18 protein-coding genes and 3 pseudogenes are annotated in these 24,849 nt (G+C 56.2%); 14 read left to right on the forward strand and 7 right to left on the reverse strand.

Annotated elements, in window-relative coordinates; all coding sequences use genetic code 11:
• Positions 1–139 precede the first annotated feature (139 nt).
• The 8 genes from N8E88_RS02000 to N8E88_RS02035 all read left to right on the forward strand — a co-directional run bounded on the left by N8E88_RS02000 (position 140) and on the right by N8E88_RS02035 (position 9,075).
• A complete protein-coding gene (locus N8E88_RS02000; protein WP_262290872.1) occupies positions 140–1,744 on the forward strand; it encodes an ABC transporter substrate-binding protein in 1,605 nt (534 codons plus the stop codon).
• 84 nt (positions 1,745–1,828) lie between these two features.
• Positions 1,829–2,158 carry a hypothetical protein gene (locus N8E88_RS02005; protein WP_262290873.1) on the forward strand — a complete coding sequence of 110 codons (330 nt, stop codon included), beginning with the start codon at positions 1,829–1,831 and terminating at the stop codon, positions 2,156–2,158.
• Positions 2,159–2,466: 308 nt separating this feature from the next.
• A complete protein-coding gene (locus tag N8E88_RS02010; protein ID WP_262290874.1) occupies positions 2,467–3,408 on the forward strand; it encodes an ABC transporter permease in 942 nt (313 codons plus the stop codon).
• 1 nt (position 3,409) lies between these two features.
• The gene (locus N8E88_RS02015; protein ID WP_262290875.1) at positions 3,410–4,288 is read left to right on the forward strand and encodes an ABC transporter permease; all 879 of its coding nucleotides are present in this window, start codon (positions 3,410–3,412) and stop codon (positions 4,286–4,288) included.
• A gap of 1 nt (position 4,289) precedes the next feature.
• Entirely contained in the window at positions 4,290–5,297 is a 1,008-nt protein-coding gene (locus N8E88_RS02020) for an ABC transporter ATP-binding protein (protein WP_262290876.1), read from the forward strand.
• On the forward strand, positions 5,294–6,337 hold the full coding sequence (locus tag N8E88_RS02025) for an ABC transporter ATP-binding protein (RefSeq protein ID WP_262290877.1): 1,044 nt from the start codon (positions 5,294–5,296) through the stop codon (positions 6,335–6,337). The genes N8E88_RS02020 and N8E88_RS02025 overlap by 4 nt, the downstream gene beginning before the upstream one ends.
• A gap of 25 nt (positions 6,338–6,362) precedes the next feature.
• A complete protein-coding gene (locus tag N8E88_RS02030; protein ID WP_410010524.1) occupies positions 6,363–7,748 on the forward strand; it encodes a CapA family protein in 1,386 nt (461 codons plus the stop codon).
• A 268-nt stretch (positions 7,749–8,016) separates the two neighbouring features.
• Complete coding sequence (locus N8E88_RS02035; RefSeq protein WP_262290879.1) at positions 8,017–9,075, forward strand: M24 family metallopeptidase; 1,059 nt, start codon at positions 8,017–8,019, stop codon at positions 9,073–9,075.
• A 455-nt stretch (positions 9,076–9,530) separates the two neighbouring features.
• Here the strand turns inward: N8E88_RS02035 and N8E88_RS02040 are convergent, their stop codons facing one another.
• Both N8E88_RS02040 and N8E88_RS02045 read right to left on the reverse strand, forming a co-directional pair.
• On the reverse strand, positions 9,531–11,066 hold the full coding sequence (locus N8E88_RS02040; protein WP_262290880.1) for a gamma-glutamyltransferase: 1,536 nt from the start codon (positions 11,064–11,066) through the stop codon (positions 9,531–9,533).
• Positions 11,067–11,268: 202 nt separating this feature from the next.
• Entirely contained in the window at positions 11,269–12,105 is an 837-nt protein-coding gene (locus tag N8E88_RS02045; RefSeq protein ID WP_410010525.1) for a gamma-glutamyl-gamma-aminobutyrate hydrolase family protein, read from the reverse strand.
• A 436-nt stretch (positions 12,106–12,541) separates the two neighbouring features.
• On the opposite strand from N8E88_RS02045, the gene istA reads away from it, so the two are divergent.
• A complete protein-coding gene (gene istA, locus N8E88_RS02050) occupies positions 12,542–14,077 on the forward strand; it encodes an IS21 family transposase (RefSeq protein ID WP_262290882.1) in 1,536 nt (511 codons plus the stop codon).
• 14 nt (positions 14,078–14,091) lie between these two features.
• Positions 14,092–14,289, forward strand: a pseudogene (locus N8E88_RS02055) (ATP-binding protein); the annotation flags it as partial.
• Between the two features lie 7 nt (positions 14,290–14,296).
• On the opposite strand, the gene N8E88_RS02060 reads toward N8E88_RS02055, so the two are convergent.
• Complete coding sequence (locus tag N8E88_RS02060; protein ID WP_262290827.1) at positions 14,297–15,394, reverse strand: IS1595 family transposase; 1,098 nt, start codon at positions 15,392–15,394, stop codon at positions 14,297–14,299.
• Between the two features lie 72 nt (positions 15,395–15,466).
• On the opposite strand from N8E88_RS02060, the pseudogene istB reads away from it, so the two are divergent.
• Positions 15,467–16,045 (forward strand): annotated as a pseudogene (gene istB / locus N8E88_RS02065) (IS21-like element helper ATPase IstB); the annotation flags it as partial.
• Between the two features lie 345 nt (positions 16,046–16,390).
• Here istB and N8E88_RS02070 read toward each other — a convergent pair.
• Complete coding sequence (locus N8E88_RS02070; protein ID WP_262290883.1) at positions 16,391–17,995, reverse strand: ABC transporter substrate-binding protein; 1,605 nt, start codon at positions 17,993–17,995, stop codon at positions 16,391–16,393.
• 336 nt (positions 17,996–18,331) lie between these two features.
• Here N8E88_RS02070 and N8E88_RS31635 point away from each other — a divergent pair, with 336 nt between their 5' ends.
• A complete protein-coding gene (locus tag N8E88_RS31635) occupies positions 18,332–18,622 on the forward strand; it encodes a M24 family metallopeptidase (protein ID WP_410010519.1) in 291 nt (96 codons plus the stop codon).
• A 656-nt stretch (positions 18,623–19,278) separates the two neighbouring features.
• Here N8E88_RS31635 and N8E88_RS02075 read toward each other — a convergent pair.
• Both N8E88_RS02075 and N8E88_RS02080 read right to left on the reverse strand, forming a co-directional pair.
• Positions 19,279–19,980 carry a prolyl oligopeptidase family serine peptidase gene (locus N8E88_RS02075; protein WP_262290884.1) on the reverse strand — a complete coding sequence of 234 codons (702 nt, stop codon included), beginning with the start codon at positions 19,978–19,980 and terminating at the stop codon, positions 19,279–19,281.
• Between the two features lie 169 nt (positions 19,981–20,149).
• Entirely contained in the window at positions 20,150–21,445 is a 1,296-nt protein-coding gene (locus tag N8E88_RS02080; protein ID WP_262290885.1) for a beta-propeller domain-containing protein, read from the reverse strand.
• A gap of 512 nt (positions 21,446–21,957) precedes the next feature.
• Here N8E88_RS02080 and N8E88_RS02085 point away from each other — a divergent pair.
• Both N8E88_RS02085 and N8E88_RS02090 read left to right on the forward strand, forming a co-directional pair.
• Positions 21,958–23,562, forward strand: a complete 1,605-nt coding sequence (locus N8E88_RS02085) for an ABC transporter substrate-binding protein (protein ID WP_262290886.1) — start codon at positions 21,958–21,960, stop codon at positions 23,560–23,562.
• A 335-nt stretch (positions 23,563–23,897) separates the two neighbouring features.
• Positions 23,898–24,005, forward strand: a pseudogene (locus tag N8E88_RS02090) (gamma-glutamyl-gamma-aminobutyrate hydrolase family protein); the annotation flags it as partial.
• Here the strand turns inward: N8E88_RS02090 and N8E88_RS02095 are convergent.
• Complete coding sequence (locus N8E88_RS02095; RefSeq protein ID WP_315975194.1) at positions 23,975–24,685, reverse strand: ABC transporter substrate-binding protein; 711 nt, start codon at positions 24,683–24,685, stop codon at positions 23,975–23,977. The pseudogene N8E88_RS02090 and the gene N8E88_RS02095 overlap by 31 nt on opposite strands.
• Positions 24,686–24,849 lie beyond the last annotated feature (164 nt).

Below are 24,849 nucleotides of genomic sequence, written 5' to 3' on the forward strand. Positions count from 1 at the left end.
CCAATTCACGGTAAGTGAGATAGATGTTTCATTGGCACCGGCGACGCGGAGCCAAATCGGCTGCTTTGCGAAAAAGCTCCAATCTTCGAAGTAGGGGCAGCGCCTGCAGTCAAGAACGCTCAAAAAGGGGAACTAAATCATGAAAATTTCTCGACGCGATCTCTTCAAAGTCAGTATGGGAGCCGGGACCGCTTTGACAATTTCATCCATCCTGCGGGCACAGGCCGCGGGGGTCGATCCGAAGACTGTCCGGATGGTAAAGACCGGCGATCTTCAAGTTTTTGACCCCATATTTACAACGGCAAATATTACCGCCGACCACGGGGCGGCCATCTATGACACGCTTTTCTCGGTAGACTCTAAATTTGCACCGCATCCGCAGATGGTGGAGAAGTGGAGTATTTCCGACGACAAAAAAACCTACACATTCATGCTTCGCGATGGCTTGGCATGGCACGATGGTTCGCCTGTCACAGCCGCCGACTGTGTAGCCTCGATCCGGCGTTGGGGACAGGTTCATCCAGGCGGCCAGTTGATCGTGGAGTTGGCCAGTAACATCTCACGGGTCGACGACAAGACTTTCGCCATCGCCCTGAAGGAGCCGTTGGGGCTTTTGATCGACATCCTTGCAGACCTGACTCCGCCTTGCCTCTTCATAATGAGAGAGAAGGATGCAATGCGTCCTGCGACCGAGCAGGTGACAACTAACATCGGATCAGGTCCATTCAAGTTCAATGAAGCTCTCGCCAAGCCTGGTGCCAGCTTCACCTATGATCGCAACGAAAAATACGTGCCGCGCAGTGAGGTGGCCGATGGTCTCGCTGGGGGGAAGGTGGTGCGGGTCGATCGTGTGATCTGGGAGAACATCTCGGACCAGCAGACATCTCTTGCTGCGCTGCAAACAGGGGAAATTGATTTTCTTCAGGGGCCGCCTGGCGATCTGTACCCGGTGATCGAAAACGATATCAACCTTCAACTCGAAGTCCTGAACAAAGGTGGTGCTGACATCTGTCTTCGCATGAATTTTCTGCAGAAGCCTTTTGACAACGTCAAAGCACGCCAAGCGCTGCTTCACCTGATCGACCAGGAAGCGCTTCTACGTGCTATGGCCCCAGACGCAAAATCCGGTCGACCCGTTACCTCGATATTCGGCAATAATACCCCGATGACGAACGATGAAAACACCGGATGGTATAAAACGGGCGGCAATGCCGAGAAGGCTAAACAACTCTTCAGCGAAGCGGGATATGCCGGTGAGAAGGTTGTTATTCTGCAACCGACCAACGTGGCGACGTTCAGTGACGCCGCTCAAATCGTCGCGGCTGCGCTGCGAAAGATCGGCGTCAACGCTGTGCTTGCGCCGAGCGACTGGGGCGGGTTGGTCGCACGCAGAGCGAACAAAGGTCTGGTCGAGAACGGCGGTTGGAACCTCTTCATCACGGATGAAATTGACTACTCACTGGCAAATCCCCTCGGCACACCGTTTCTCGTGGCCAGCGGCGAAAAGGCTTGGTACGGGTGGCCGAAGAACGAAGAATATGAAGCGCTCCGGGCCAACTGGGCAAAGGTAAATACGCTAGAGGAGCGCAAGTCGCTTGCCCGGAAGATGCAGCACGTCTGGTGGGATTTCGTCGGAGACATAAGGCTCGGCCAAATCGTCTCCCCGACGGCGCGTCGCAAAACCCTTAGAGGGGTCATCGGCATGCCGCAGATTATCCCAATGTGGAGTATGCTGAAGATTTAAGCAGGGAGTGCCCTTATTCTCGCGCGATAATCCCGACCATCGCCACATTGCGATGGACGGGATTCGTGTGTTGCGATCAGAACATTGACCCGCGCCGCGGCCCAGAACGGCAATACCTTCATCGGCGCGGTGCAGGTCGGCTGCCCCGGCCCAGCTAAGCGCTGCGCGGCAGGGCATTCATTGAGGTTCGTCTTGCAGCAACGAGGCTTCTGGGGCAAGGAGGGAATGCAACGTTTGAATTATAACATAAAAACTAAAACATATGTTGCACATCGGGTTAAGCTGGGGTACATAAGGTGGGACGCTAGCGTCCGCGACGCCACCTATCCGAACTTTTCGGAAGGTCGTCGCAACAAAAAGCTGGGAGGAGCTGCGATCATGATTATTCGCGACGCGAACACGCCGCGCCAATAGCGGTCAATCCAGGAAGGTTGGAGCATCTTCATCACGAACGAGATGAACGATCGCCAACGGGGCTCTGTCCTCAATGCCGGTGGGAAAAGCCGCGGTTTGGCACGAAGATCAAGCACTCTGGGCCAAATAGCCGATTTGGGCCGCTCGAAGCGCAAAGTCCTGGATCGAAATAGGCATGGGATCTGTGGAACTTCGTTGGCGACGTTCGACTCGGTCAGTTCGTATCCGCGAGAAGCGAGGCGCTTTCCGGAGTCTTCGAGATGCTGCAACCTGTCGCCAAGTGGAACATGCAAAAGGTCTAAGGAACAATGGGCATTTACATCCTTCGAAGGTTGGCTTCGGCGATCGCTGTAATGGTGATGGTCGGAGTCTTCGTCTTCCTGCTTCTCAGGCTAGCGCCCGGCGATCCGGCAGCGATAATCGCTGGCGACGCGGCTACGCCGGAGATGATCGCCGGCATCCGCGAACAGTTGGGACTAACCGATCCGCTGCCAATTCAGTTCGTACGTTGGGCGATTTCCATCCTCAGCGGGGACTTTGGGACTTCGATCTTTACGGGGCGCCCGGTCCTTGAGCTCATCGCGGACCGACTAGAGCCCACTCTTTCTCTGTCCTTCATGACGATCATTTCTTCTGTAACGATAGGAGTGTACTTCGGCGTCTTTGCTGCATGGCGCGCCGGTGGCGTCGTCGATCGCGCCCTCGCAGGATTTGCGGCGGTTGGTTTTTCTGTTCCGGTTTTTGTCATCGGGTATGCTCTCGTATACTACTTTGCAATCATAACTCGTTGGTTGCCCGTTCAAGGTTACGCGCCCATTAGCAGTGGCACCGGCACTTGGTTTGCACACCTCGTTCTGCCGACGCTGACTCTGAGTGTTGGCTACGTGGCGTTCATCGCGCGGATCACGCGATCAAGCATGCTTGAAGTACTGTCGGAAGATTACATGCGAACGGCTGCGGCAAAGGGCGCGTCGTCATACGCCATGCTTTTTCACCACGCCCTGAAGAATGCCGGGGTGCCAATCCTCACCGTCATCGGCTTGAGTTTGGCGGGTTTGATATCGGGCGTCGTTATTACCGAAACTGTGTTCAACATCCCCGGCGTTGGTCGTCTGGTAGTCGATGCCATTAACAATCGTGACTATCCTATCATTCAGGCCGTTCTAATCCTTGTTTCAGGCCTTTACGTGCTGATCAACCTTGCGGTTGATCTCTCCTATACTCTGGTCGACCCTCGTATTCGGTATTGATATGACACTCTCTGCTCAGCTTGAACCCGTGCCGGCGCCCCGGCTACGAATTGCCCATCTTCCTCGTCTAATCAGGCGGCATCCACTCGTGTTTGTAGGTGGCGGCCTATTGACGGTATTGGTGGTTCTGGCGGTTGCCGCACCGCTGTACGCAGGCGATCCAGTAAACATGGACCCTTTTTCTCGTCTGCAGGCGCCTTCAACTGAGAAGTGGTTTGGAAGCGACCACCTGGGCCGGGACGTGTTTGCTCGAACTATCTTTGGTGCCCGCATTTCCCTTATAGTGGGGTTGCTTTCGGCGATTTTTGCCTCTGCCGCCGGGCTCCTGATCGGCATCCTCGCTGGTTATAGTCGGAGTTTTGACAATGTCGTTATGCGCATCATGGACGGCTTGATGTCGATCCCGACAATTTTGCTGGCTATCGCACTCATTTCTTTAACTGGTCCCGGTATTGGTATCCTCATCGTCGCGATAATGATCCCACAACTGCCAAGCGTAACGCGGTTGGTTCGTTCGGTGGTTCTCAGTGTTCGAGAACGACCCTACGTCGAGGCTGCAGTTTGCGGTGGCGCACGCCTCCCGAGGGTGTTGTGGCGCCATATCCTTCCGAGCACGATCCCACCGCTTATGGTTCAGAGCGCCATCGTATGTGCGGATGCAATCCTCACAGAAGCCGGCCTCAGCTTTCTGGGCGTGGGCGTGCCTCCCGAGATTCCCAGCTGGGGGAATATGATTTCGAGCTCTCGCTTGTTTCTCGGCATCGCTCCCATGACGGTCTTTGCGCCAGGCATCTGTCTCGCCGTCACCGTTCTTGCCGTCAACCTGCTTGGGGATGGGTTGCGTGACATGTTTGATCCCCGTGCAAAGCGGAGACGCTGACATGAAAATGCAGAAAAACACAGATAGCCAGTTGCTTCTCGATGTTCGCGAACTTGAGACCCACTTTTATGGTGAGGAGACCGTTACACGCGCGCTAGGCGGCGTTAGTTTTCAGGTGAACAGCGGCGAAACACTTGGCGTGGTCGGTGAATCGGGCTGTGGGAAGAGTGTCACTGCCCTGTCAATCCTTCGTTTGCTGCCAAAACGCACGGCAAAGACCGTTGGTGGTGAGATCCTTTTCAAAGGGCGCAACCTTCTCAATCTCTCGGAGCGGGAAATGAGAAAGATCCGTGGCGACCGTATTGCCATGATCTTTCAGGAGCCGATGACAAGTTTGAGCCCGGTTCACACCGTTGGTCGTCAAATCGCCGAAGCTGTCCAAATTCATACGGGGGCTTCCCGCTCAGAGGCGTTGGAAAAATCGCTTGAAATGCTTCGCATGGTGCGCATTGCCGATCCCGAACGACGCTTGTACAACTACCCACATGAGATGTCAGGTGGGATGCGTCAGCGCGCCATGATTGCCATGGCGCTCGCTTGTTCACCCGAGCTTTTGATCGCGGATGAGCCGACCACCGCGCTAGACGTCACTATCCAGGCGCAGATCCTGAGACTGATTGTCGACTTGAAAGAGCGCATGGGTACCGCGGTCATGTTGATCACACATGACTTAGGCGTAGTTGCAGAGACGTGTCAGCGTGTCATCGTCATGTATGCGGGTAGGATCATCGAGCAGACCACGGTGAAGGATTTGTTCGATTATCCTCTGCATCCCTACACAAAGGGCCTTATGCGATCCATGCCCGATCCCAGACGTGGGCGGCAGCAGCGACTAGCAGAAATCCCTGGAATCGTTCCAAGTTTGCGCGAGCCGATCGTAGGATGCAGTTTTGCGCCTCGTTGCGCTTTTGCGACGGGAATATGCCGTGAACAAGCGCCGAGCCTGCGTAACGTGAGGCCTGGCCATTCTGCAGCATGCTGGCGAGCCGAGGAGGTAATGGGCGCATGAGTGGTCCTTTGCTTAAAGTTGAGAATCTGACCAAGCATTATCCGCTCGGTAGGGGCTTCCTGAAGAAGACAATCCCGGTCGTCCGGGCGGTCGAAGATGTTTCCTTTACCGTTGAGCCCGGGGAAACTCTTTGCATTGTAGGCGAATCCGGCTGCGGTAAGTCCACGGTCGCACGGCTCTTGATGCGGTTGGTGGATCCGACGGGCGGGCGGGTCCTGGTCGACGGCACCGATATTGCCGGACTAGAGAAGAATGCTCTTCGAGTTTCGCGGCGTCGGATGCAGATGGTTTTTCAGGATCCATTCTCTTCGTTGAACCCGCGTCTCACCGCAGGAGAGATCATTACCGAGCCTGTCGAGAACTTCGAACGGCTAAACCGCAAAGACCGCCAAGCGCTGGCGGCCGACCTCCTGCGAAAGGTCGGGTTGTCGCCGGAGATGATGCACAGGCTTCCGTCTGAGATGTCTGGCGGGCAGCGGCAACGCGTGGGTATTGCCCGTGCATTGGCCCTCAAGCCGTCGCTCATCATTGCAGACGAAGCAGTCTCGGCTCTTGATGTGTCCGTGCAGGCGCAAATCCTAAATCTTCTGATGGATCTCCAGCAGCAGATGGGTATCGCCTTTATCTTTATCTCGCATGACCTCAGTGTCGTTGAACATATTGGCCATCGCGTGGCGGTCATGTACCTCGGTCGCATCGTGGAACTGGCGCCATGCGACGCGCTTTTCGCCAAACCAGTTCACCCATACACAGAGGCGCTGATCGCTGCTGCACCTATACCAGACCCCCAGCGGGTTCGGATGGAAGTGCCCCTTGAAGGGGAAGTACCCAGCCCTGTCAACCCACCCTGCGGATGTGCGTTTCACCCGCGCTGCCCGCTCGCAATAGAACGGTGCCGAGTTGAAGTGCCGTCGCTGGTTCCTATGGCGGACAGCCGAGTGGTGGCGTGCCACGTGCGCGCTCCGGCGGCGGGCTCCGATGAACAGTTGTCTGCAGCGGCTCACCCCTCAATCGCTGTGGAACAGCCTCTGCGCGGTTGATAATGCCAACGAGGCAATGAACAACATGGAAGAGAGAAATATAGTGGACCAATCGGCGGCAAATAGTGTCTCTCGACAAGAGGCGAGCAAATACGATTCCATTGGTTCGGTATCAACAAACGTGGCAGACGGCTTCACTTTGGTTGCTGTGGGCGACCTTATCGTCTCTCGAGCGATTACGAAAAACAACCACCCGGGGTTCGGCGAAGTGGCCGAACTTCTGCAAGGAGTTGATGTCACGTTTGGCAATCTAGAAACGAACATCTTTGACAGCCGATATTTCACCGGAAGTCCCCAAGCCGAATATGGCGGCGCGTATCACGTCAGCCTGCCAGTTGTTGGGCCCGCTTTGAAGGCAATGGGGTTCAATATCGTAAGTTACGCCAACAATCACACGTTCGATTGGGGCGTTGAAGGCATGCGGGAGACCTGCCGGGCGCTCGACCAGAACGAAATCATTCATGCAGGTGTCGGCGAAAACCTTTCGCAAGCTGGCGCCGCTCGTTTTGTCGAAAGCCCGCGTGGCCGGGTGGCGCTGGTATCGTTTGCAACGACGTTTACGCCGATGTCCCGGGCATGTGATCCCGCTGGCGAGGCGCCCGGCAGACCAGGCCTTAATGCCCTTCGATTGGCAAGGAGCGTGGTCGTGGCACCCCACATGCTCGTGAGCCTGAGGGAGATACGCGATTCTCTGCCAAACTACGTAGGCGATCATGCGGAAGACGACCTGGTCGAGCTTGCTGGTGTGACCTACAAAGCCGGTGGGCAAGCGGGCTACAGCTATGAGCCCCATTCCGGCGACGTTGCTCATATCCTGCGCAATCTGAGACGCGGTAAACAGTTCTCTGACTTCTGCATTGCGACGAACCACGGACACGAACCGGGAAATTGGAGCCAGGAACCAGCTGATTATGAGAGAGCGTTCGCGCACTCGCTGATTGATGCTGGGGCCGACGCATACATCGTACATGGCCCGCACCAACTGCGCGGAATAGAAATCTACAAGGGCCGGCCAATCTTCTATAGCCTTGGAAACTTTATGATGGATGACCTGCGGACCCCCGTGGGCGCTGACATGTTTGACGCTTACGGCAAAGACGAACGGGCTGACACGGACGCTGAGGTCACGGTCGCCGAAATGGCATCGGGATATACAACAGCTCCAGGTTTTAAGGATCCGGTTTTCTACGAAAGTATTGTGACCTCAAGCCGGTTCGAGGGAAACAGACTTGTTGAACTGCAGCTCCACCCGATCGAACTTGGTCATTCGAAAAGGTTTGCGAACCGTGGCATCCCATGTCTTGCACCTCCGGCCAAAGCGAAATCAATTCTGGAACGTCTCCAGAAGCTGTCGGCGCCCTTTGGCACTGAGATCAGCATCGAAGACGATGTCGGAATTATCAGATGCTGACGCATCCGGACCGAGCCATCAAAAGCCATGGGTCGAGGCTTTGCCCGCCTCTCAATGTCGGACTCTGCCGCGCTTGATGAGATTTCTCGCAGTCATGCAGCCTTGCGCGAAAGCGATAATGGACATTGATCTCGCGGGCGTTTCCGGCTCCCCCATACCCGCCTTAGTATGTTGATATAGGAATGATCTGATGAAACAGCCTCCAATCTTCCCTCCGCCCTTTCCAGTCGACGAATTCCGCTCGCGCCTCGCAGCGTTGCGCAAGGAGATGGCCGAGCGCGGCGTGGATCTACTCATCGTGGACCAACGTGAACACCGGGCCTATTTCAGCGGTTTCTCGTCAACAGCGGCCATGTACCAAGCCTTGCTCATCCCCCTCGACCAAGAGCCCATTGCAGTAATCCGTGGCCTCGATTCTCCCAGCTTTAGCGAGGCAAGTCGTTTCAGCGATTTTGTAGCATTTTCCGATAACGAAAACCCGATTAAGGTCGCAGCCGAGACGATCAAATCCCGCGGCTTTGGAGCCTCGTCAATAGGCGTCGAGCGCGATAGCCATATTCTCACGGTGAACCGCGCATTGGAGTTCGAAAGTCTGCTGCCAGATGCCAAGTTCGTCGATTTCTCCCGCGTCATGTGGGAAATGCGGCTCGTCAAATCCCCGCTCGAGCTTGCATGTCTAACAGTGGCCGCCGAGATCTGCGACCGTGCGGCGGCGGCAGCCTTCGAGGTAGCCCAGGTTGGCGTTAACGAGCGCGAAGTTTTTGCGGCCATGACGAGCGAAGCGTGGCGTAGTGGCGCTGATAATGCGCAGGTCGGTGTTATGTCGTCCGGCCCCCGCTCGGGAACTTTGCACTCGTCCCTCGGCGACCGCACTCTGGCTGAAGGGGATATCGTACACCTGGAGCCGGTTCCACATTTTCGTGGTTATACCTCGCGACTTATGCGCCCGAAATCAATCGGTGCTCCGACCGATGAACAAATCCGGACTGCCGAAACAATGATCCGAATTCAGGACGAGCAGTTCCGCACCATGAGGCCGGGCGTCAATGCAAAAGATGTTGACCACGTCGTACGCGAGGGGATGCTGGAGGCTGGACTGCGCGACAGCTACGCGAATATTACCGGCTATACGCTCGGCCTAAAGAGCCCCCCTCGCACCAGCGATTTCACCCGTGTTTTCCTTGCGGATAGCGATTGGAAACTCGAGCAGAATCAAGTTTTCCACATGTACACATCGGCGCGTGGCATGGCCTTCAGCGAAACCATCGTCGTCACGCCCGAAGGGGGGACGCGCTTAACCAAAATGGATCGTAGGCTTTTCTGCTGACGTCCGGCTCTCAAGCGACCCCTTAGGCCGAAACGACGAGCGATCATCTTCTTGATTCATAGTTTCGTGATCCTCGCGCGCCGATCCGGCTTCTGCAGAAGGCCGGATCGGCGCTTTTCGCGAAGCCGGTAACCGTCGCCATTGGATTATGATTACCGCCGATGATGGGTAGTGGTTCAAGCCGGAGACGCGTACCCATCCATCCGGCGAACGTCACCGGAGCGATACAGAGACGCCCCCCCATTGAGAATGCTGTGTTGAAAAACCTACAGCGTTTTTCCGCCCTTCAGTTAAAGGAGCGCATAATACTCGCTTCACATGCAGGCATGCTATGCGGAGGTGACCCCTTTCACGATTTGGCGTCGTTTGTTGCAGCTTCGGAGGTTCCGTGGATAGAGGCGGATGACCCCGCCGCATCCGTCTCTGTTCGAGCTTGCGCTCGCACCATTACGTGATCAAAGCGCGCTGCCTGCGCTCGACCGGTCAGCTCCGCTCTTATACCGCCGGCCGTCGACACGCTCGACAACGTTCACCAGCCCCATGTGGGCGCTGGGGTCGTATTCTGTTGGTGCGATCTCGAAACCTCGGGCTTCAAGGTGTGCGCGCGCCTCTGGCCAAAAGTCCCCGTGCATCCGGAGCTTGCCGTCCTTTGGAAAGACGCGCGGTTTTCCCATCAAATCTGCCATGTCTTCGGAATATCCAAGACCAAATTTCAGAAACAACAAATAGGTGAGTGAACCAAGGATGCGTTCGCTTCCGGCGGAACCGATAGCCATAATTGGGGAGCCGGCCTCCTCTACGATAAGCGGAGACATCTCAGTGACGTCGTGGGTTTGGCGTTCGAAAAGCACGTTTGATTTCATAGCGTAGCTGTAGCCGAGCCCTGCACCCCACCAAGATATCCGCGAACCAAACCAGGGACCGATCGAGGTTGTAAACGACAGGAAATCGTCGCCGGAAGCGATGGCAAAGTGATTAGTGTTAGCGTCATCAGTCCAACTGTCCGGCCCTGGGAAATAGGTCGATCCTAAACCATTCCAAAGCTCTTGGACGGACGCATCCATCATTTGAATTACGCGGTCTACAATTGCGATGGCTTCCGAAGGGACGTCGACTTCGACGGAAGGACACTCGACTTTGGGTTCAAGAGTGCCAACCGCGAAAGGTATCCGATCAAGGAGGAGGATAGTCGACAGTACATAGGCTTCCATGGCACGCGAAAGATCGCTCAACACACCGCTTCTACGGAGTCCGACAGCCACTGCCGCGCCGAGTGCGGTCCATGTTCCCCAGGTCTCAAGCGTCCCAGTCGTAAGAAGTCGTCTGGGGCGTCCGTCAAGGTCCAGTTCAAGTGTGCGCGGAACGGAGTGACGGACCGGATTGTCGAGAGTTTCATCGACGCGCCAAGGTCCAGAGTTCCGGGCTCGCAGCTTCTGCCAGAAATTATTTTCACTGTCAGATTCGGCGAGGATCTGGAGAAAGCTTGCGAGCTCAGGATTTCGGATATCTTTACGAGGCGCACTGGTCTCGTCTAAGTAAATAGCCTTAAGAGGCTCACTCAGAGCAGGACCTTCGCTTTCAAGTGCAACCTTCAAGATCGTGCTTGGTTTAAAGCCATGCTGGGCGAGTGTTATGGCCGGCTGAAGGAGATCAGAAAATGGCAGGCGCAACCGACCGCTACATTTCAGGAAGTACCAAGCGGCTATATTAGCCGGGACGGGAATAGTGGATCCTGGTGCTGCCCGGATCGCAGTCGGAGCATGCAGGCATCCGATTTCGCCCCCTAAGGAAAAGACACCTTGCATGCGTCCGAAAGGGCTACAGTTTGCCGGATCTGCGACCCAAGCGCAAGCGAGGGCGGCGAGATACATGTCGAAGACACTGCCGCCCTGTAGTCTTATAGCATTTGCTGCGGCCGTGGCCGCGGGCACGGGAGTGGCGATCCCGAATCCTATGCTGCTGTGGACATGCAACGGCGCTTCAGAACTCATGAATCCTCCTTGTTAAATACTTGTCTGGATCCCGACCCCTAGGCCGAAAATACCGCGTTAATTTCACAAATCTGGGCCGCGACGCTACAAGGTGCGGCGCAATGGCTCCATCGCCCGATAGCTATGGCCATCGAGACCCCACATCGCCGGAGGCATAGGGGAGTCTTGATGGCGCACGTTGCAGAATTTCTGCTTTGCGAATTTATTCGGCGGCGTCCGCTACGCCAAGCCTTGTAGCCGCGCGGGCGCGGACCGCGTCGCCGAAAGCCCGAAAGATGCGTGCGGATGTCTCATCGGTTTTTATCCAGTATTCGGGATGCCATTGCACCCCAAGGGCAAAAGCGCGTGCGCTCCGGACCGATACCGCTTCGATAGTTCCGTCCTCGGCCCGTGCCACGACCTCAAGCTCCTCCGCTAACCGGCCAATTGCCTGGCGATGGAGAGAATTCACAATGATATTGTCTCCACCGACGATGGCGGAGAGGCAACTATCTGACGTAATGGCCAAGGTCTGGTGGATGGCATACCGCTCATCGCGGTTATCGCTCGGCACCTCCCGATGATCAAGGTTTCCGGGCTTATCCTGGATTTCGGTCGCAAGCGTCCCGCCAAGCGCGACATTCAATTCCTGAAGCCCGCGGCAGATCGCAAGCACGGGGAGCCCTTCGGCAATTGCCTTGCGGATTAACGGCAATGTGGTCGAATCCCTCGCAGGATCGTAGGGACCATTTGCCTGACTCCCGTCACCGCCATAGAGCGATGGATGCACATTTGACCCGGACCCCGTTACAATCAGTCCGTCAACAGCGGCAAAGAGCTGATCGAAGTCAAGTCTGTCTCCAAATGAAGGAACGATCAAAGGAAAGACCCCTGCACCTGCAACCGCCGCCTCGATGTACTGCAAAGGCGTCGCCTGCCAGAGATATTTGTATAGCCCAACGACATCCGCCGAAATGGCAACAAGCGGCTGACGAGGCAGTGGGCGGCCAATCGTGGAACTTGTGGCGTCTACATCGTCACGTACATCTTTGCCCTGCATCATCTTAGCCTTCATAATGGGTTTGCTCCATTTAGATCATTTATTTAACTGATGCAACATTTGTTTTATTAGTTGAAACGAGGGCATGACCGCACCTCTCACTGCGGTCTCTTTCGGATTTTCCCAAGCAGCGACAACGAACAAAGGCCCACCGCAGCGGGTTGAAGTGAGTTCCTACAAAGTGTCGAAGGTAATTGAAGTGCCTCTGTCTGCTACGCGGCGAGGCTTGAGCATGAAGGCGGCATCAACAGTAGGATGGCGGTTTTTTGCGGATTCCGAAGATTGACCGGACGGGGTTCCGATCAAAGGCCGGACGCCGTTCCGATATGAAGCCGGACAGCATTCCGATCAAATGCCGGACGTTTTGAAGCGTTAAGAGTGCCCTTGGGTCAGCAACTTTGGCATGCATTTCCTATTGGTAATCGAGGGAATGTGGATGCCGTCAAAGAGAAAGCTGACCATGCGACAACTGAGACAAATGCTACGACTTTGCGCGGACGGCGTCAGCGTTCGCGACATAGCCGTGCTGCAGGGTATTGCCCGCAGCACGGTTCAGGACAATCTGGATCGCGCCCGATCTGCGGGGCTGACCTGGCCTGTGCCGGCGGAGCTGACGGACGATATACTTGAACATCGGCTTTTCAGCCCAAAGGGCGTCAAACAAGGCATGCGCCGCCGCGTCGAGCCAAACTGGAGCGCTCTTTCAATAGAGCTGAAGAAGCCCGGCGTCACCTTGTCCATTCTATGGGAGGAATATCGGGCTGAGCATCCCGACGGCTACGGTTACAGCCGCTTTTGTGACCTATTCCGCGGATTTGAGCGCCGCCTTACGCCGACGATGCGACAGGAGCACGTCGCTGGCGACAAGGCCTTCGTGGATTATTCCGGCAAGAAGGTGCCGATTGTCGACCGCAAAACCGGCGAAGTGCGCGAGGCGGAACTGTTCCTCGGGGTGCTCGGCGCGTCAAGCTACACCTATGCGGAAGCCACCTGGACCCAGACGTTGCCTGATTGGATCGGCTCGCATGTGCGCATGTTCCGTTTCTTCGATGGCGTTCCCCGGTTGCTTGTCCCCGACAATCTGAAGTCCGGCGTGAACCGCGCCAGCTTCTATGATCCGGAGATCAACCGCAGTTATGGCATGATGGCGTCCCATTACGGTGTTGGTGTTCTGCCGGCACGGCCACGCCGCCCGAAGGACAAGGCCAAAGTCGAGAACGGCGTCCGTTTCGCCCAGAGCTGTATTCTCGGCCGCTTGCGCAAGCAAACCTTCTTCTCCCTCACAGAGGCCAATGAAGCGATCGCCGGAGCGGTCAGGCGGATCAATGACCATGTCATGCGCCGCCTCGGACAGAGCCGCCGCGACCTGTTCGACATGATGGAGCGTCCTGCGCTCGCAGCCCTTCCTGGCGAGGATTACGAGTTCGCCGAATGGCGGCTGGCGCGGGTCTCGACGGACTACCATGTCGAATTCGAGCGCTATTTCTATTCCGTGCCACACAACCTGATCCGCCAGCAGGTGGACGTCAGAGCCACAAGTCGCGCGATCGAGATCTTCCTCCAAGGCAAACGCGTCGCTGTTCACCAGCGCCGCTATGGCGGTCCGCGCTACGGGACGAACCCGGATCATATGCCCAGTTCACACCGCCGCTATGCCGAGTGGACCCCGGAGCGGTTCCGGCGTTGGGCTGCCTCGATCGGACCCAACACGGAAGGCCTCATCATCGCCATCCTTGCCAGCCGGCCTCACCCCGAACAGGGCTTCAGAACCTGCCTCGGGGTTCTCAAGCTCTACCGAGCAATCGGTACAATGCAGGCCGAGGCCGTTTCCGCTCGTGCCGTCGAGATCGGCGGCCTGACCTGCAAAAGCATCGGCGCGCTCATTTCCAGTCACAAAGCACCCAGACATTCCGCCGAACCTGCCGCCGTCGGCGAACATGCCAATTTGCGCGGCCCCGGCTACTTTCATTAAGGAGACGACATAAAATGCTGACCAATCCGACCATCGACATGCTGCGCAACCTCGGACTTTCCGGCATGGCCAACGCCTATCAGGAACTCGAACTGCAACCGGACGCAAGAAGCCTCGAACATGGTGAGTGGCTGGCCTTGCTGCTCGAGTACGAAGCAACCACGCGCCAACAGAAGCGTTTCGAAGCCAGGGCACGCGCCGCAAAACTACGGGCCTTTATCAACCAAAGGCAGCTACAGTTGATTTGATAATGAGCCCGCCGTCCGGGCTTCTGCGCATCTGACGTCCCGTGGCCGCGCGAAAAACGTTCAGAAGTTGCAGCGCGGGTGGCACCCGTGACCAGAGAGTTCGCATGGTTTCCCGGCCGTGCCGAGTTTTCCGGACCACACTTCCGGTTACAACACGCTGGGACCAGCGAAAGCCGATCTCATGGAAATACAGATCCGCATGTTGTGGACTGATGTGATGAAAAACACCGGCGATGGTCCGCCTGACGCGGGAGTTGAACCCCTCGGTCGAATTGACGTGGACATTCCCACGGGCATATTCACCGCTGGAATGATTCACGGTTTCATGTCCGGCAAAACTTTCACCGATGGCCATGAATGCCTTTGCCTCGTCGCTCATCAAATGCGCGTCCGGTTCAATCTGCGTTTCAATAGCACGCTCGGCCGCACGCAAGGAAAGACCTGTCACAACCGCGGCCCGCGCATCGCCGGCCAGAGTGCCGGGGACTATATCAGAGGGTCGTTGTACCATCGCTATAATCGGGGTTTTCTCCGTGTTTGCCTGACCTTTCCGTCCCCGTCCCGGAGGAGGTTCGTCCCGCTGCTTCCTCGCTCGGCCGCCGAGATAGAAATGGTCGATCTCTACTGTGCCATCGAGCATATTCTCCCGCGCCACCATGAGACGCAACGCATGTCCCATACGCCAGGCCGTCGGCTGGCTTACCCCGACGATTTCGGCCAGCCGTACCGAGGACAGACCCTTGTCCGACTGGAGCATCAGCCACATGGCCTTCAGCCAGACACGCAAGGGCAGTTTTGTTGCGTGCAATGGCGTGTGTGTCGTCACGGTGAACTGGAAGCGGCATTCGCCATTGGAACATTGATAGAGACCTGGACGAGCCCGCCGTTTACTCGTGTTCCGCCCGGCAATGGCTATCGAGTGTCGATAGCCACAGGAAGGGCAAATTCTGCCTTCCGGCCACACCATGCTTTCCAGCAATCTGCGGCAATGTTTCTCATCATGGAAGGTTGCAACCATTTCATCAACCGTCCGGATGCCGGATAGCACGTCGAGTATCGGTTCAGCCATTTTCATCTCCTGAAGGATCAACCTAAGAATCGCATAAGAATCAAATGGTTACAAGGATAATGCTGCCTTTGGTTGATAAAGGCCAAACTACGCCATGACGCACAGATCGAGAACATCGACTTCCGCGCCGCGCGCGGTCTCGACCGCAATCTCTTCTTGAAGCTCGCTACCTGTGAATGGATCAGGCAGCGTAACAGTCTGCTCTTGATCGGCCCCGCCGGTGTCGGCAAAAGCTGGCTCGCCTGCGCGCTCGGCCATAAGGCATGCCGCGAAGATCTCTCCGTCGCCTACCACAGAATGCCAAGGCTGTTCGCTTCGCTTGCCATCGCGCGTGGTGACGGTCGCTATGCAAAAGTCCTCAAGTCTCTCGCCAGAACAGACTTGCTGGTACTTGACGACTGGGGGCCTGAAAAACTCAACGACGAGCAGCGCCGCGATTTCCTGGAGATTGTTGAGGACCGCTACGAAAGGCGATCCACCATCATCACCAGCCAGATCCCCGTCGACCATTGGTACGAAATGATCGGAAATCCGACCATCGCCGACGCTATTCTCGACCGCCTCGTGCACAACGCCTATCGCGTCGAACTTTCCGGCGAAAGCATGCGAAAACAGCGCCCCACGCCCTCCACCGATACAACCATGGCTTGACCGGAGAACAATTCCTCGACAAACCTTACAAAGACCCAAGGCCGCTCAAGCCTGTCCGGCTTCGACCCGGAAAAGCGTCCGGCATCAAATTGGAATGGGTGTCCGGTTTCGTTTCGGAATCACCGTCCGACTTCATTGGAATACGCACGGTTTTTCACAGACCCAATCAAAGGTTGGCCCCCGTGGACGCCAAGTCAATGCAACGGAACCGGCATAGGATTTGGCCAAGTGGCAACGATCGTCTGCGCAGTGGACGCCGGATCGCGGGCGCCAACCTAAAAAGCAGGACGTGAACACCTCGACCATCGTGCTGCGATGTTCGAGGTGTTCTGGATGATAGTGTTCTCAGGCCTTCTGCATGTTCCACATCGCGACAACGCCTTGCGGCGTCTCGACGAGCCCCGTGAGCGTCTTCCGGCGCGCGATTGGCGACACAATTTGGCCCAAGTACACGTCGCCAACAAAATCCCACCAGATCCTTTGCATCTTGCGTGCGAGGGCCTTGCGCTCTTCGAGCGTTTCGAGACCTTCCCATTTGGCCCGAAGCGCCTCATATGCGTCACTCTTCGGCCAGCCGTACCAGCTCTTCTCACCACTCGCCGTAAGGAAGATTTGGCTGATCAGATTGCTCAAGGCAGCGTTTGCGTCGTCCGTGAGAAATATGCTCCAGCCGCCTTTCTCAACGGGACCCTTGTTCGCCCGGCGCGCGACGAGCCCACCCCAGTCGCTCGGCGCAAGCTCGGCATTGACCCCAATCTTGCGCAACTGGGCCGCCACAAGCTGTGCGGCATTATTAAGAGATGCGATGTTGGTTGGCTGGAGAATAACGACTTTCTCGCCGGCATATCCAGCCTCCTGGAAGAGTTGCTTCGCCTTTTCCGGGTTGCCCCCCTTTTTGAACCATCCCGTATTTTCGTCGTTGGAATACGGCGTATCGTTTCCAAATATCGAAGTAACGACTTTGCCGTACTTGGCGTCGGGCGCCGAAAGACGCAAGAATGCTTCCTGATCGATCAGATGAAGCATCGCCTGGCGCGCCTTAGCCTTATCAAAGGGCTTTTGAAGACAATTCATTCGCAAGCACTGTACGACACCGCCGCTGTTGAGAACCTGAAGCGCGAGGTCGGGGTCGCCCTCAATTACTGGATAAAAGTCTGCAGGCGGAGCTTGAAGGAAATCAACTTCACCCGTTTGCAAGGCCGCCAAAGCGGTCTGGCCGTCGCCAATATTGTTCCATATGACTCGATCGACCTTGACGACCTTCCCGCCCGCGAAACCGTCGCATGGCTCGCTGCGAGCTATGTATTTTTCATTCCGATCGTAGGTGAATTTCGCGCCCGGCTTGGCAAGGGTATGATTAAACTTGAACGGCCCCGATCCAATATTCGCAGTGACTTGCTCGGTTGCGGGGCGGTCGGCGTCCTTCGCGCGCATCACAGCAGGATGATATGTCCAACCCGGCAGCAGATTGATCAAGAGCCCCAGCGGCTCCTTCAGGACGATCACAAAGGTCTTGTCATCCTTCTTTGAGATATCCCGGGCCCGCTCCATGATCAGCTTTCCGCCTTCATCCACTTGAGCCCAGCGACGGAGCGAAGCCACGCAGTCGGCCGCCGTGACGGGAGTGCCGTCGTGCCAGCTCAGGCCGTCGCGGAGTTCGAATGTATAAGTCTTCTTGTCGTCGGAGATACCCCAATTCCCGACCATCTGCGGCTGTGGCATCAGCTTGTGGTCGAGTGAGAACAGCGTGTCGTAAATCGCCAGGGAATTGTTGAAGGTAATACCAGCCGTCGTGGACATCGGATCAAAGACGCTGAGGTCACCACTCATCACCATCTGGACCGTCCGCCCATCAACCGGCTTAGTTTGAGCACGCAGGAACGATGGCGTCGCAAGCGTTGCTCCCGTGGCCATTCCCATCTTCAAAACGTCTCGTCGAGAGATAATCATGATCGAAGTTCCCCTTTCGGTTGTTTGTTGTAAGGACTTCCCGCCGCTTCGGAATGTCTGCAACGTAAACGCTCGCGCCTACGACATATGTATCGCAGCTGATATCGATTTGCAACAAATGTTGTATATATGTGATGATAATCCAAACGTCTCACATGCCCTTGACGTTACCGAAGTTTGCCAATCCAACTGCGACCCGAGTCATTCGCGAGGCGCCATTGAAACGCTGCGCAGCCATGATCAGCGAAGCGTGGCACAGTTGGCGCGGACGATGCGCAGGTCGCCGTCATCTCGTCGGGACCTTCGACATCGTTTCACGCCTCGCTCAGCGACCGTATGTTGGAGAAGGGGGACATCGTGTTTGTGGAACCGGTCCCGTACTTTCGCGGCTACACCGCGCGATTAATGCGCCCGAAAGTAATCGGTGCGCCGACCGATGAGCAAATCCGGACCGCCGAAACGATGATCCGGATTCAGGACGAGCAGTTCCGCACCATGAGGCCGGCGTATATACAAGGAACGTTGACTGCGTCGTGCGCGAAGGGATGTTGGCGGCTGGACTGCGCGACAGCTACACCGGTATCACTGGTTATACGCTCGCCCTCAAGTGCCTCCTCGCACCAGTGATTTCACCCGCGTCTTCCTGGCCGACAGCGACTGGCAACTTGAAAACCAGGTCTTCCACATGTATACGTCCGCGCGTGCCCCACCGTTTAGCGAAACCGTTGTTGTTGCACCGGAGGGCGGGAAACGCTTAACCAAATTAGAGCGTAGACTCTTATGCTGACGCCCGCATGCAGGTGATCCGGCTGGGCCACTTTTTCACGCCGATCGCACGCCGCAAAAGGCTGACCGGCGTCATCGGCATGCAGAGGCTCACGGCGATGTGGAACATGCAGAGGGGTTGATATCCTATGGGCATTACACATCCTGCCCAGGATGGATCCGGCCGTGGCTATCATGGCGATGTCGAGATCTTCGTCCTGTTTTCAGGCAAGCGCCAGGCGACCCGGGGGTCATCATCGCCGGGGACGCGGCCACGCCACAGGTGATCACTAGTATCCGCGAACGGCTGGGGCTCAATGGCTGCCGGTTCACATCCTCAGCGGGACTTCGGGAAAATGATTTTCCTCGAAGTTCCGTAAGGCTGCGCGAAAAATGAGATCGGGGTGCTCTGCCCGACTTTTGCTTGTTTCCCTGATCCGGCGCTTGGCGCTAGGCCTTGGTCCGTGCCCGTTCCTGAGGCGCCGGCACATTGCTTGCGCTAAGCAGATTCGCGACGCCTACAACTCTTCCTGACCATCTGGCAGGTCGGCCGCGCCAGCGTAACTTCGGATTATGCCACTCCTAAGTTGTTGAAGACTGATGCCAGCCTCATCTGTAGACTTGCTGGCACTTTGCCCGCGTCGCTGAGTTTTTATCCTCATCAATAACTCTTTGCCGTCTAGCCATGTCCCAGTCTCGTCTCCTTGAAGTGTCCCAGGCAGGGTGCACTTCATCACTGTGCTACTCCAGTGGACCAGCCATCCAGCATCATTGAGCGCAGCGTCAACGTATGTCGGCGGAAGTGGACGATCATGCCCGAGGCTGTAATACGGATCGTACGCGCGCAGATAACGATACTCGTGGGGAAGTCGGGGATCTCCGTACTCCGCGGTTTCGTTCAGCGCGAATGGTCTCGTGAAGTCGAGCTCGGTATCAAGGACGTCCGCGAGGGGAACTTCGGCGAGTACGGCGCGGAACAAATCGGGCCGTAAGGCGGCAGTGGCAAGCACGGTGCCACCGCCTGCACTTATGCCCTCAAGAACGATGCCATCGCGGGCCGCGAGTCCCCGCTTAACCAGCCCCTCGGCAACTGCAATCAGATCTGTGTAGGTTATGCGCTTTCGATCGCGGCGAGCCGCCTCGTGCCATCGGGGCCCGAGTTCGCCGCCCCCTCGTACATGCGCAAAGCCGAAAACAACTCCTCGATCGAGCAGGCTCAACCGCTCCCTCATGGACGAGGGCTGCGCAAAGAACGAGGGCCGTCTCGATAGCCCGTAACAGCCGTAAACGTTGAGTAGTACCGGCCCGGGGCTTTTTCGGTCACGCCGCCCCACCAAGGAGACGGGGATCTGCACTCCGTCTTCGGCCTCCACCATCACTACTGTCGCCTCAATGAGCTGGATCATATCCAGCAATGCGAGCCTGGTACAATACTGCCGACCGGTCGGCAGCGAGATCATGCTCGACGACGGTGTCCGGCGTCACAAACGAGCTGACCGAATAAATCAACTTGTGGCTCCGGAACACATGCCGTGCCGTGGAATAACGACCACCTGCCGACAGACCGACCTTTACAGTGCAGCTCGACTCGTCGGGAACGATCGTCACGCTGACCCGCCCTCCTCCATCACGGGCGGCCAGGCGAGGGCTAAGGCCTACTCGTTCGAGCAAAACCAGGTGCTGTTCAAGAACATGGATCTCCTCGAGCATCACGCCGGATCGATGCGGTACGATCTCGTCCCACCGCGACGGGGACGGATCTTCTATGGGCGCACGGACGAGTCGCCAACACTCTCCAACGTCGTTGACCCGAAACAGGAAGCTGTCGCCCCAATGTTCCGAGTAGATTTTGTGCCCGAGTTCACGCCTCGCGATCCGGCGCCAGCTGGCGCCTGCCTTGTCGGCAGGAAGACACCATACCTCTACAGCACCTCGCTGAACGAGAGGGGCACTGTCTGTGGTTGACACGACGTCGAGGAACAGCCAAGCGCCACTAGCCGAACGCCGGATCAGCACCGCCAGTCGCTCGTTGGCTTCCTCGAACACTACTTCGGGACTTCCAACCTCGACATCTAGTCGAACGACCCGGTCGTGGTGCCGGCGATCAGTCCGTTCCCGTGTGAAAAAGAGCGTACGATTATCAGCCGCCCAGACAACTCGCCCGGCTCGTCCAGACTCTCGCCAGACGTCACAGTCGTGGGTGACATCCCGTACTCTCAACTCGTACCCCTCGTCGCCGATCAGATCAAAGCTAAATGCCACATAACGTCCGTCGTCGCTTGGTTCGAAGACACCGAGCGAATAGAAAACCTCGGCCCCAGGAATCATGTTCGCGTCGAGAACAAGCTCAGCCGGGCCACCGGTCATCGGCCGGCGCCACCAAGCTGGGTGAGGCAGGCCCCGCTCGTGCGTTTGAAAGTATTCGAAAAGTCCAACTTGGAACGGCGGTGGGGCTCCGCCGCAGGCATGACGCCCCTCGATTTCAGCGCCCAGCTCCGCCTTGAGCCCTGCTAGATGAGCCGTAGCTTGCTCAGCGTAGCTGTTCTCGGCTTCAAAATACGCGAAGATATCCGGATCTTGGTGGTTACGCAGCCAACCGAACGAGTCTATCGTGATATCCTCATGAAGGACCCGGATCCGGGGCTCGGCACGGGGAAGGGGTGGCCGGAGGTTACTATCTCTCATGCCACCGCTCCTAAGTGAAAAGATTGGTCGAGCTTGGCAGAGCGCACCAACGTTTTAGACTGGGCATTTGACGTATCTCCCAAAAGATTTCCCATAAGAGCTTACTTGGATCCCGGAGCCCGTTTTATGCAGGGACGCCGATAAATTAAGCGAATATCTGCAATCTGGCGTCCTATCATGAAAGTCGGCGATACCGGATACTTCAATGTTTCCGATCGACCAATCAAGTTTGCTCCCTCTGGTTGTGAATTGAGGAAAAATCACAGCCTGTATGAAAAACCTCAACACACCCGGGAACATCCGAGGCAAAGACCTTAGCGCAAGAACTGTCGTATTCGATCGATGATATCTTGCTAGATGATACGATTGGAGCATATAATACGATGCAAAACAAATGTTGCAAGCTCGTTTGTGGAATGGTAGCTGTGACGACTGACAGCGTGTCATGAGCAAGACTGGCTACAAAGCTACGCTAATTGCTTGCAACAAAACATAAAGAAGGGAACCGAAGCATGACGATCTCTCGACGCGAACTCTTCAAAGTGAGTCTGGCCGCCGGAGCGGCTCTCTCGACCCCATCGGTCCTGCGCTCTAAGGCAGCGGCTGCCGAACCTCTAACGATCCGTATGGTAAGGGACAACCTTAAGGTCTATGATCCAATTTGGACCACATCCGGCGTAACCGCTAATCATGGCGCGGCAATCTACGACACATTGTTCGCCCTTGATTCGAAATTCATGCCGCAACCACAAATGGTGGGCAACTGGGGCGTTTCCGAGGACAAAAGGACTTACACGTTCGAACTGAGGGATGGCTTGGCGTGGCATGACGGCACTCCAGTCACTGCGGCTGACTGTGTCGCCTCGCTTCGCCGGTGGGCAAAAGTCCATCCCGGTGGAAAATTGATCATGGCGCGGGCAAGAGACATCTCTGCGAAGGATCAACGCACCTTCACTATAGTACTCAACGAACCTCTTTCGTTGCTGATCAATATTCTAGGGGACGTCACTGCGCCACTGCCATTCATGATGCGTGAAAAAGACGCAGAGCTCCCTGCCACTGAGCAGGTAACCTCAAACATTGGGTCGGGCCCCTTCAGGTTCAACAAAAACCTTGCTAGGCCCGGCGCCAGCTTTGCATATGATCGCAACGATCAATATGTACCGCGACAGGAAGCTTCTAACGGATTGGCCGGCGGCAAGATCGTGAACGTAGATCGCGTGGTTTGGAACATCATTTCGGACCAGCAGACTGCTCTAGCAGCACTTCAAGCGGGCGAGGTCGATCTCCTCGACAGTCCGGCAGTTGATCTTCTGTCAGTCATCGATGCCGATCCTAACCTTGAGGTTCGGGACCTGAATCAAGGGGGGTTGAACAATGTCCTGCGGATGAACTTCTTGCAGCCTCCGTTCAACAATGTGAAGGCCCGTCAGGCCTTGCTCCATCTGATTGACCAGGAAGCGTTCCTAAATATCCTGTTCCCGGATCCAAGATTCCGTAGCACCGTTACATCTATATTCGGACATTCCACGCTTTACACAAATGATGCAAATACGGGATGGTTCAAGAAGGGAGGGGATCCGGAGAAGGCCAAGCAGCTCTTCAAGGAGGCCGGTTATGCGGGCGAAAAGGTTCTCATTCTCCAACCGACTGACTTGGGATTGGCAGCAAGTAGCGCCTGCCAACTGCTAGCAGACACCCTACGCAAAGTTGGAGTCAATGCAGAGCTTGCCCCGATGGCTTGGGGTGAGCTTGCCACGCGCCGGTCTAACAAAGGCCCAGTCGACAATGGTGGCTGGAGTCTCTTCATTTCGGACCAGTCAGACTACGCCCTTGGAAATCCCATTGGCTCGCCTTTCTTGGTCGCGAGCGGTGACGACGCCTGGTACGGTTGGCCGAAATCCGATGAGTATGAGGCGTTGCGGGCCAAATGGGCGGACGTTGAAACGCTTGACCAACGCAAGGATCTGGCTCGGCAGATGCAAACTGTATGGTGGGATTTCGTCGGCGATATGAGGCTTGGTCAAAATTCCCAGCCTATTGCATATAGAAAAGCTCTAACCGGCCTGATTGGTATGCCGCAGATTCTTCCCATGTGGAATCTCAGGAAAGCGTAGCGCCCGACAAGAGTATAACTCGCACGAGTCAGAGGTTCGGCCATCGCTATGACGGCGATGGCCGAATGTTTTACTTCGAAAGGAGCCTCCAAGGACTGTGGTGCTGGCGAGTCAAACTTACCAAACGTCGGCACATCCCGCGGTAAAACAAATGTTGCATCTTATTCAATAATGAATTAAACGGATCAAGTTCATATGAGGGGCCGAAATGAATGAGAGCAAAGACTTTACGTGGCGGGATTTATGCGGTCGCATCTACGGGTGTCCGCCCACTGCCTCGTCAGCCGCTTGTTGCCATTTCGGCGGATGTCGTTGAGCTATACAAATATCTCTGACTGATTGTAACGGGGTCCGGGTCAAATGTGCATCCATCGCTCTATGGCGGTGACGGGAGTCAGGCAAATGGTCCCTACTATCCTGCGAGGGATCCGACCACATTGCCGCCTGCATACATATCTGGCGGCTCCGCACGCGGCACATAATTTAAGTTGCGATCGTAAGTAACGCTTGCGCCCGGCTTGGCGAGATCAAGATTGAACTTGAAAGGCCCCGACCCAATATTCGCGGTAACCTGCTGGGTTGGGGGACGAATTGCATCCTTCTCTCGCATGACAAAAATACGTTCGGCCGCCAAGATGTCGATCAGCAAGCTCAGCGGCTCCTTGAGCTCAATAATAAAGGTCTTAGCGCCCTTGGTTGAAATATCCTTGACTCGTTCCGTTACCAGTGGTCCAACACCCGCCTTCATCTGACCCCAGCGGCGAAGCGAGGCGACACAGTCAGCCGCAGTGACTGGAGTCCCGTCATGCCACGCCAAGCCATCCCGCAGTTCGAATGTGTAACTCCTTTTGTCCCCGGAAACCTTCCACTCACCCACCATCTGTGGTTGCGGTTTCATTTGGCTGTCAAGGCCGAAAAGGGTGTCATAAATTGCGAGGGCGTGATCCCAAGTTATAGTTGAATACGAATAATACGGATCATAGGCAAGGAGGTGACTGTGCATCGCCATGCGAACGGTACCCGCTGCCGTTGAGGCAGCATGTACGCGCGGAATTGGCGGAAAGGATAGCGCAGCTCCTGCCGCCATGCCCATCTTGATGATGTCGCGCCGAGATATAATCATGATTCACCTCCCATTTTGGACTGTTAACTAAGTCTTAGCAGCACCTCGCCTCGAAGCCGTTGGGTACGCACCTCGAAAAGTCGCAAGGTTTGGCAATCGGTAGGATCTGCACTTCCCGCGAGCAATGTAGTGAGCCGACAGTTGAGGACGTTCAGACTCTAAAG

Source organism: Phyllobacterium zundukense (assembly GCF_025452195.1).
Taxonomy (GTDB): Bacteria; Pseudomonadota; Alphaproteobacteria; order Rhizobiales; family Rhizobiaceae; genus Phyllobacterium; species Phyllobacterium zundukense_A.

Excerpts from the sequence above, each read along its gene's own strand:
- N8E88_RS02035 (WP_262290879.1), top strand. The coding sequence starts at position 8,017 with ATGGCCGAGCGCGGCGTGGATCTACTCATCGTGGACCAACGTGAACAC.
- N8E88_RS02045 (WP_410010525.1), bottom strand. The coding sequence starts at position 12,105 with ATGCAGGGCAAAGATGTACGTGACGATGTAGACGCCACAAGTTCCACG.
- N8E88_RS02030 (WP_410010524.1), top strand. The coding sequence starts at position 6,363 with ATGGAAGAGAGAAATATAGTGGACCAATCGGCGGCAAATAGTGTCTCT.
- istA (WP_262290882.1), top strand. The coding sequence starts at position 12,542 with ATGCCGTCAAAGAGAAAGCTGACCATGCGACAACTGAGACAAATGCTA.
- N8E88_RS02060 (WP_262290827.1), bottom strand. The coding sequence starts at position 15,394 with ATGGCTGAACCGATACTCGACGTGCTATCCGGCATCCGGACGGTTGAT.
- N8E88_RS02070 (WP_262290883.1), bottom strand. The coding sequence starts at position 17,995 with ATGATTATCTCTCGACGAGACGTTTTGAAGATGGGAATGGCCACGGGA.
- N8E88_RS02080 (WP_262290885.1), bottom strand. The coding sequence starts at position 21,445 with ATGAGAGATAGTAACCTCCGGCCACCCCTTCCCCGTGCCGAGCCCCGG.
- N8E88_RS02095 (WP_315975194.1), bottom strand. The coding sequence starts at position 24,685 with ATGATTATATCTCGGCGCGACATCATCAAGATGGGCATGGCGGCAGGA.
- N8E88_RS02025 (WP_262290877.1), top strand. The coding sequence starts at position 5,294 with ATGAGTGGTCCTTTGCTTAAAGTTGAGAATCTGACCAAGCATTATCCG.
- N8E88_RS31635 (WP_410010519.1), top strand. The coding sequence starts at position 18,332 with ATGTTGGAGAAGGGGGACATCGTGTTTGTGGAACCGGTCCCGTACTTT.
- N8E88_RS02085 (WP_262290886.1), top strand. The coding sequence starts at position 21,958 with ATGACGATCTCTCGACGCGAACTCTTCAAAGTGAGTCTGGCCGCCGGA.
- N8E88_RS02000 (WP_262290872.1), top strand. The coding sequence starts at position 140 with ATGAAAATTTCTCGACGCGATCTCTTCAAAGTCAGTATGGGAGCCGGG.
- N8E88_RS02040 (WP_262290880.1), bottom strand. The coding sequence starts at position 11,066 with ATGAGTTCTGAAGCGCCGTTGCATGTCCACAGCAGCATAGGATTCGGG.
- N8E88_RS02015 (WP_262290875.1), top strand. The coding sequence starts at position 3,410 with ATGACACTCTCTGCTCAGCTTGAACCCGTGCCGGCGCCCCGGCTACGA.
- N8E88_RS02020 (WP_262290876.1), top strand. The coding sequence starts at position 4,290 with ATGAAAATGCAGAAAAACACAGATAGCCAGTTGCTTCTCGATGTTCGC.
- N8E88_RS02010 (WP_262290874.1), top strand. The coding sequence starts at position 2,467 with ATGGGCATTTACATCCTTCGAAGGTTGGCTTCGGCGATCGCTGTAATG.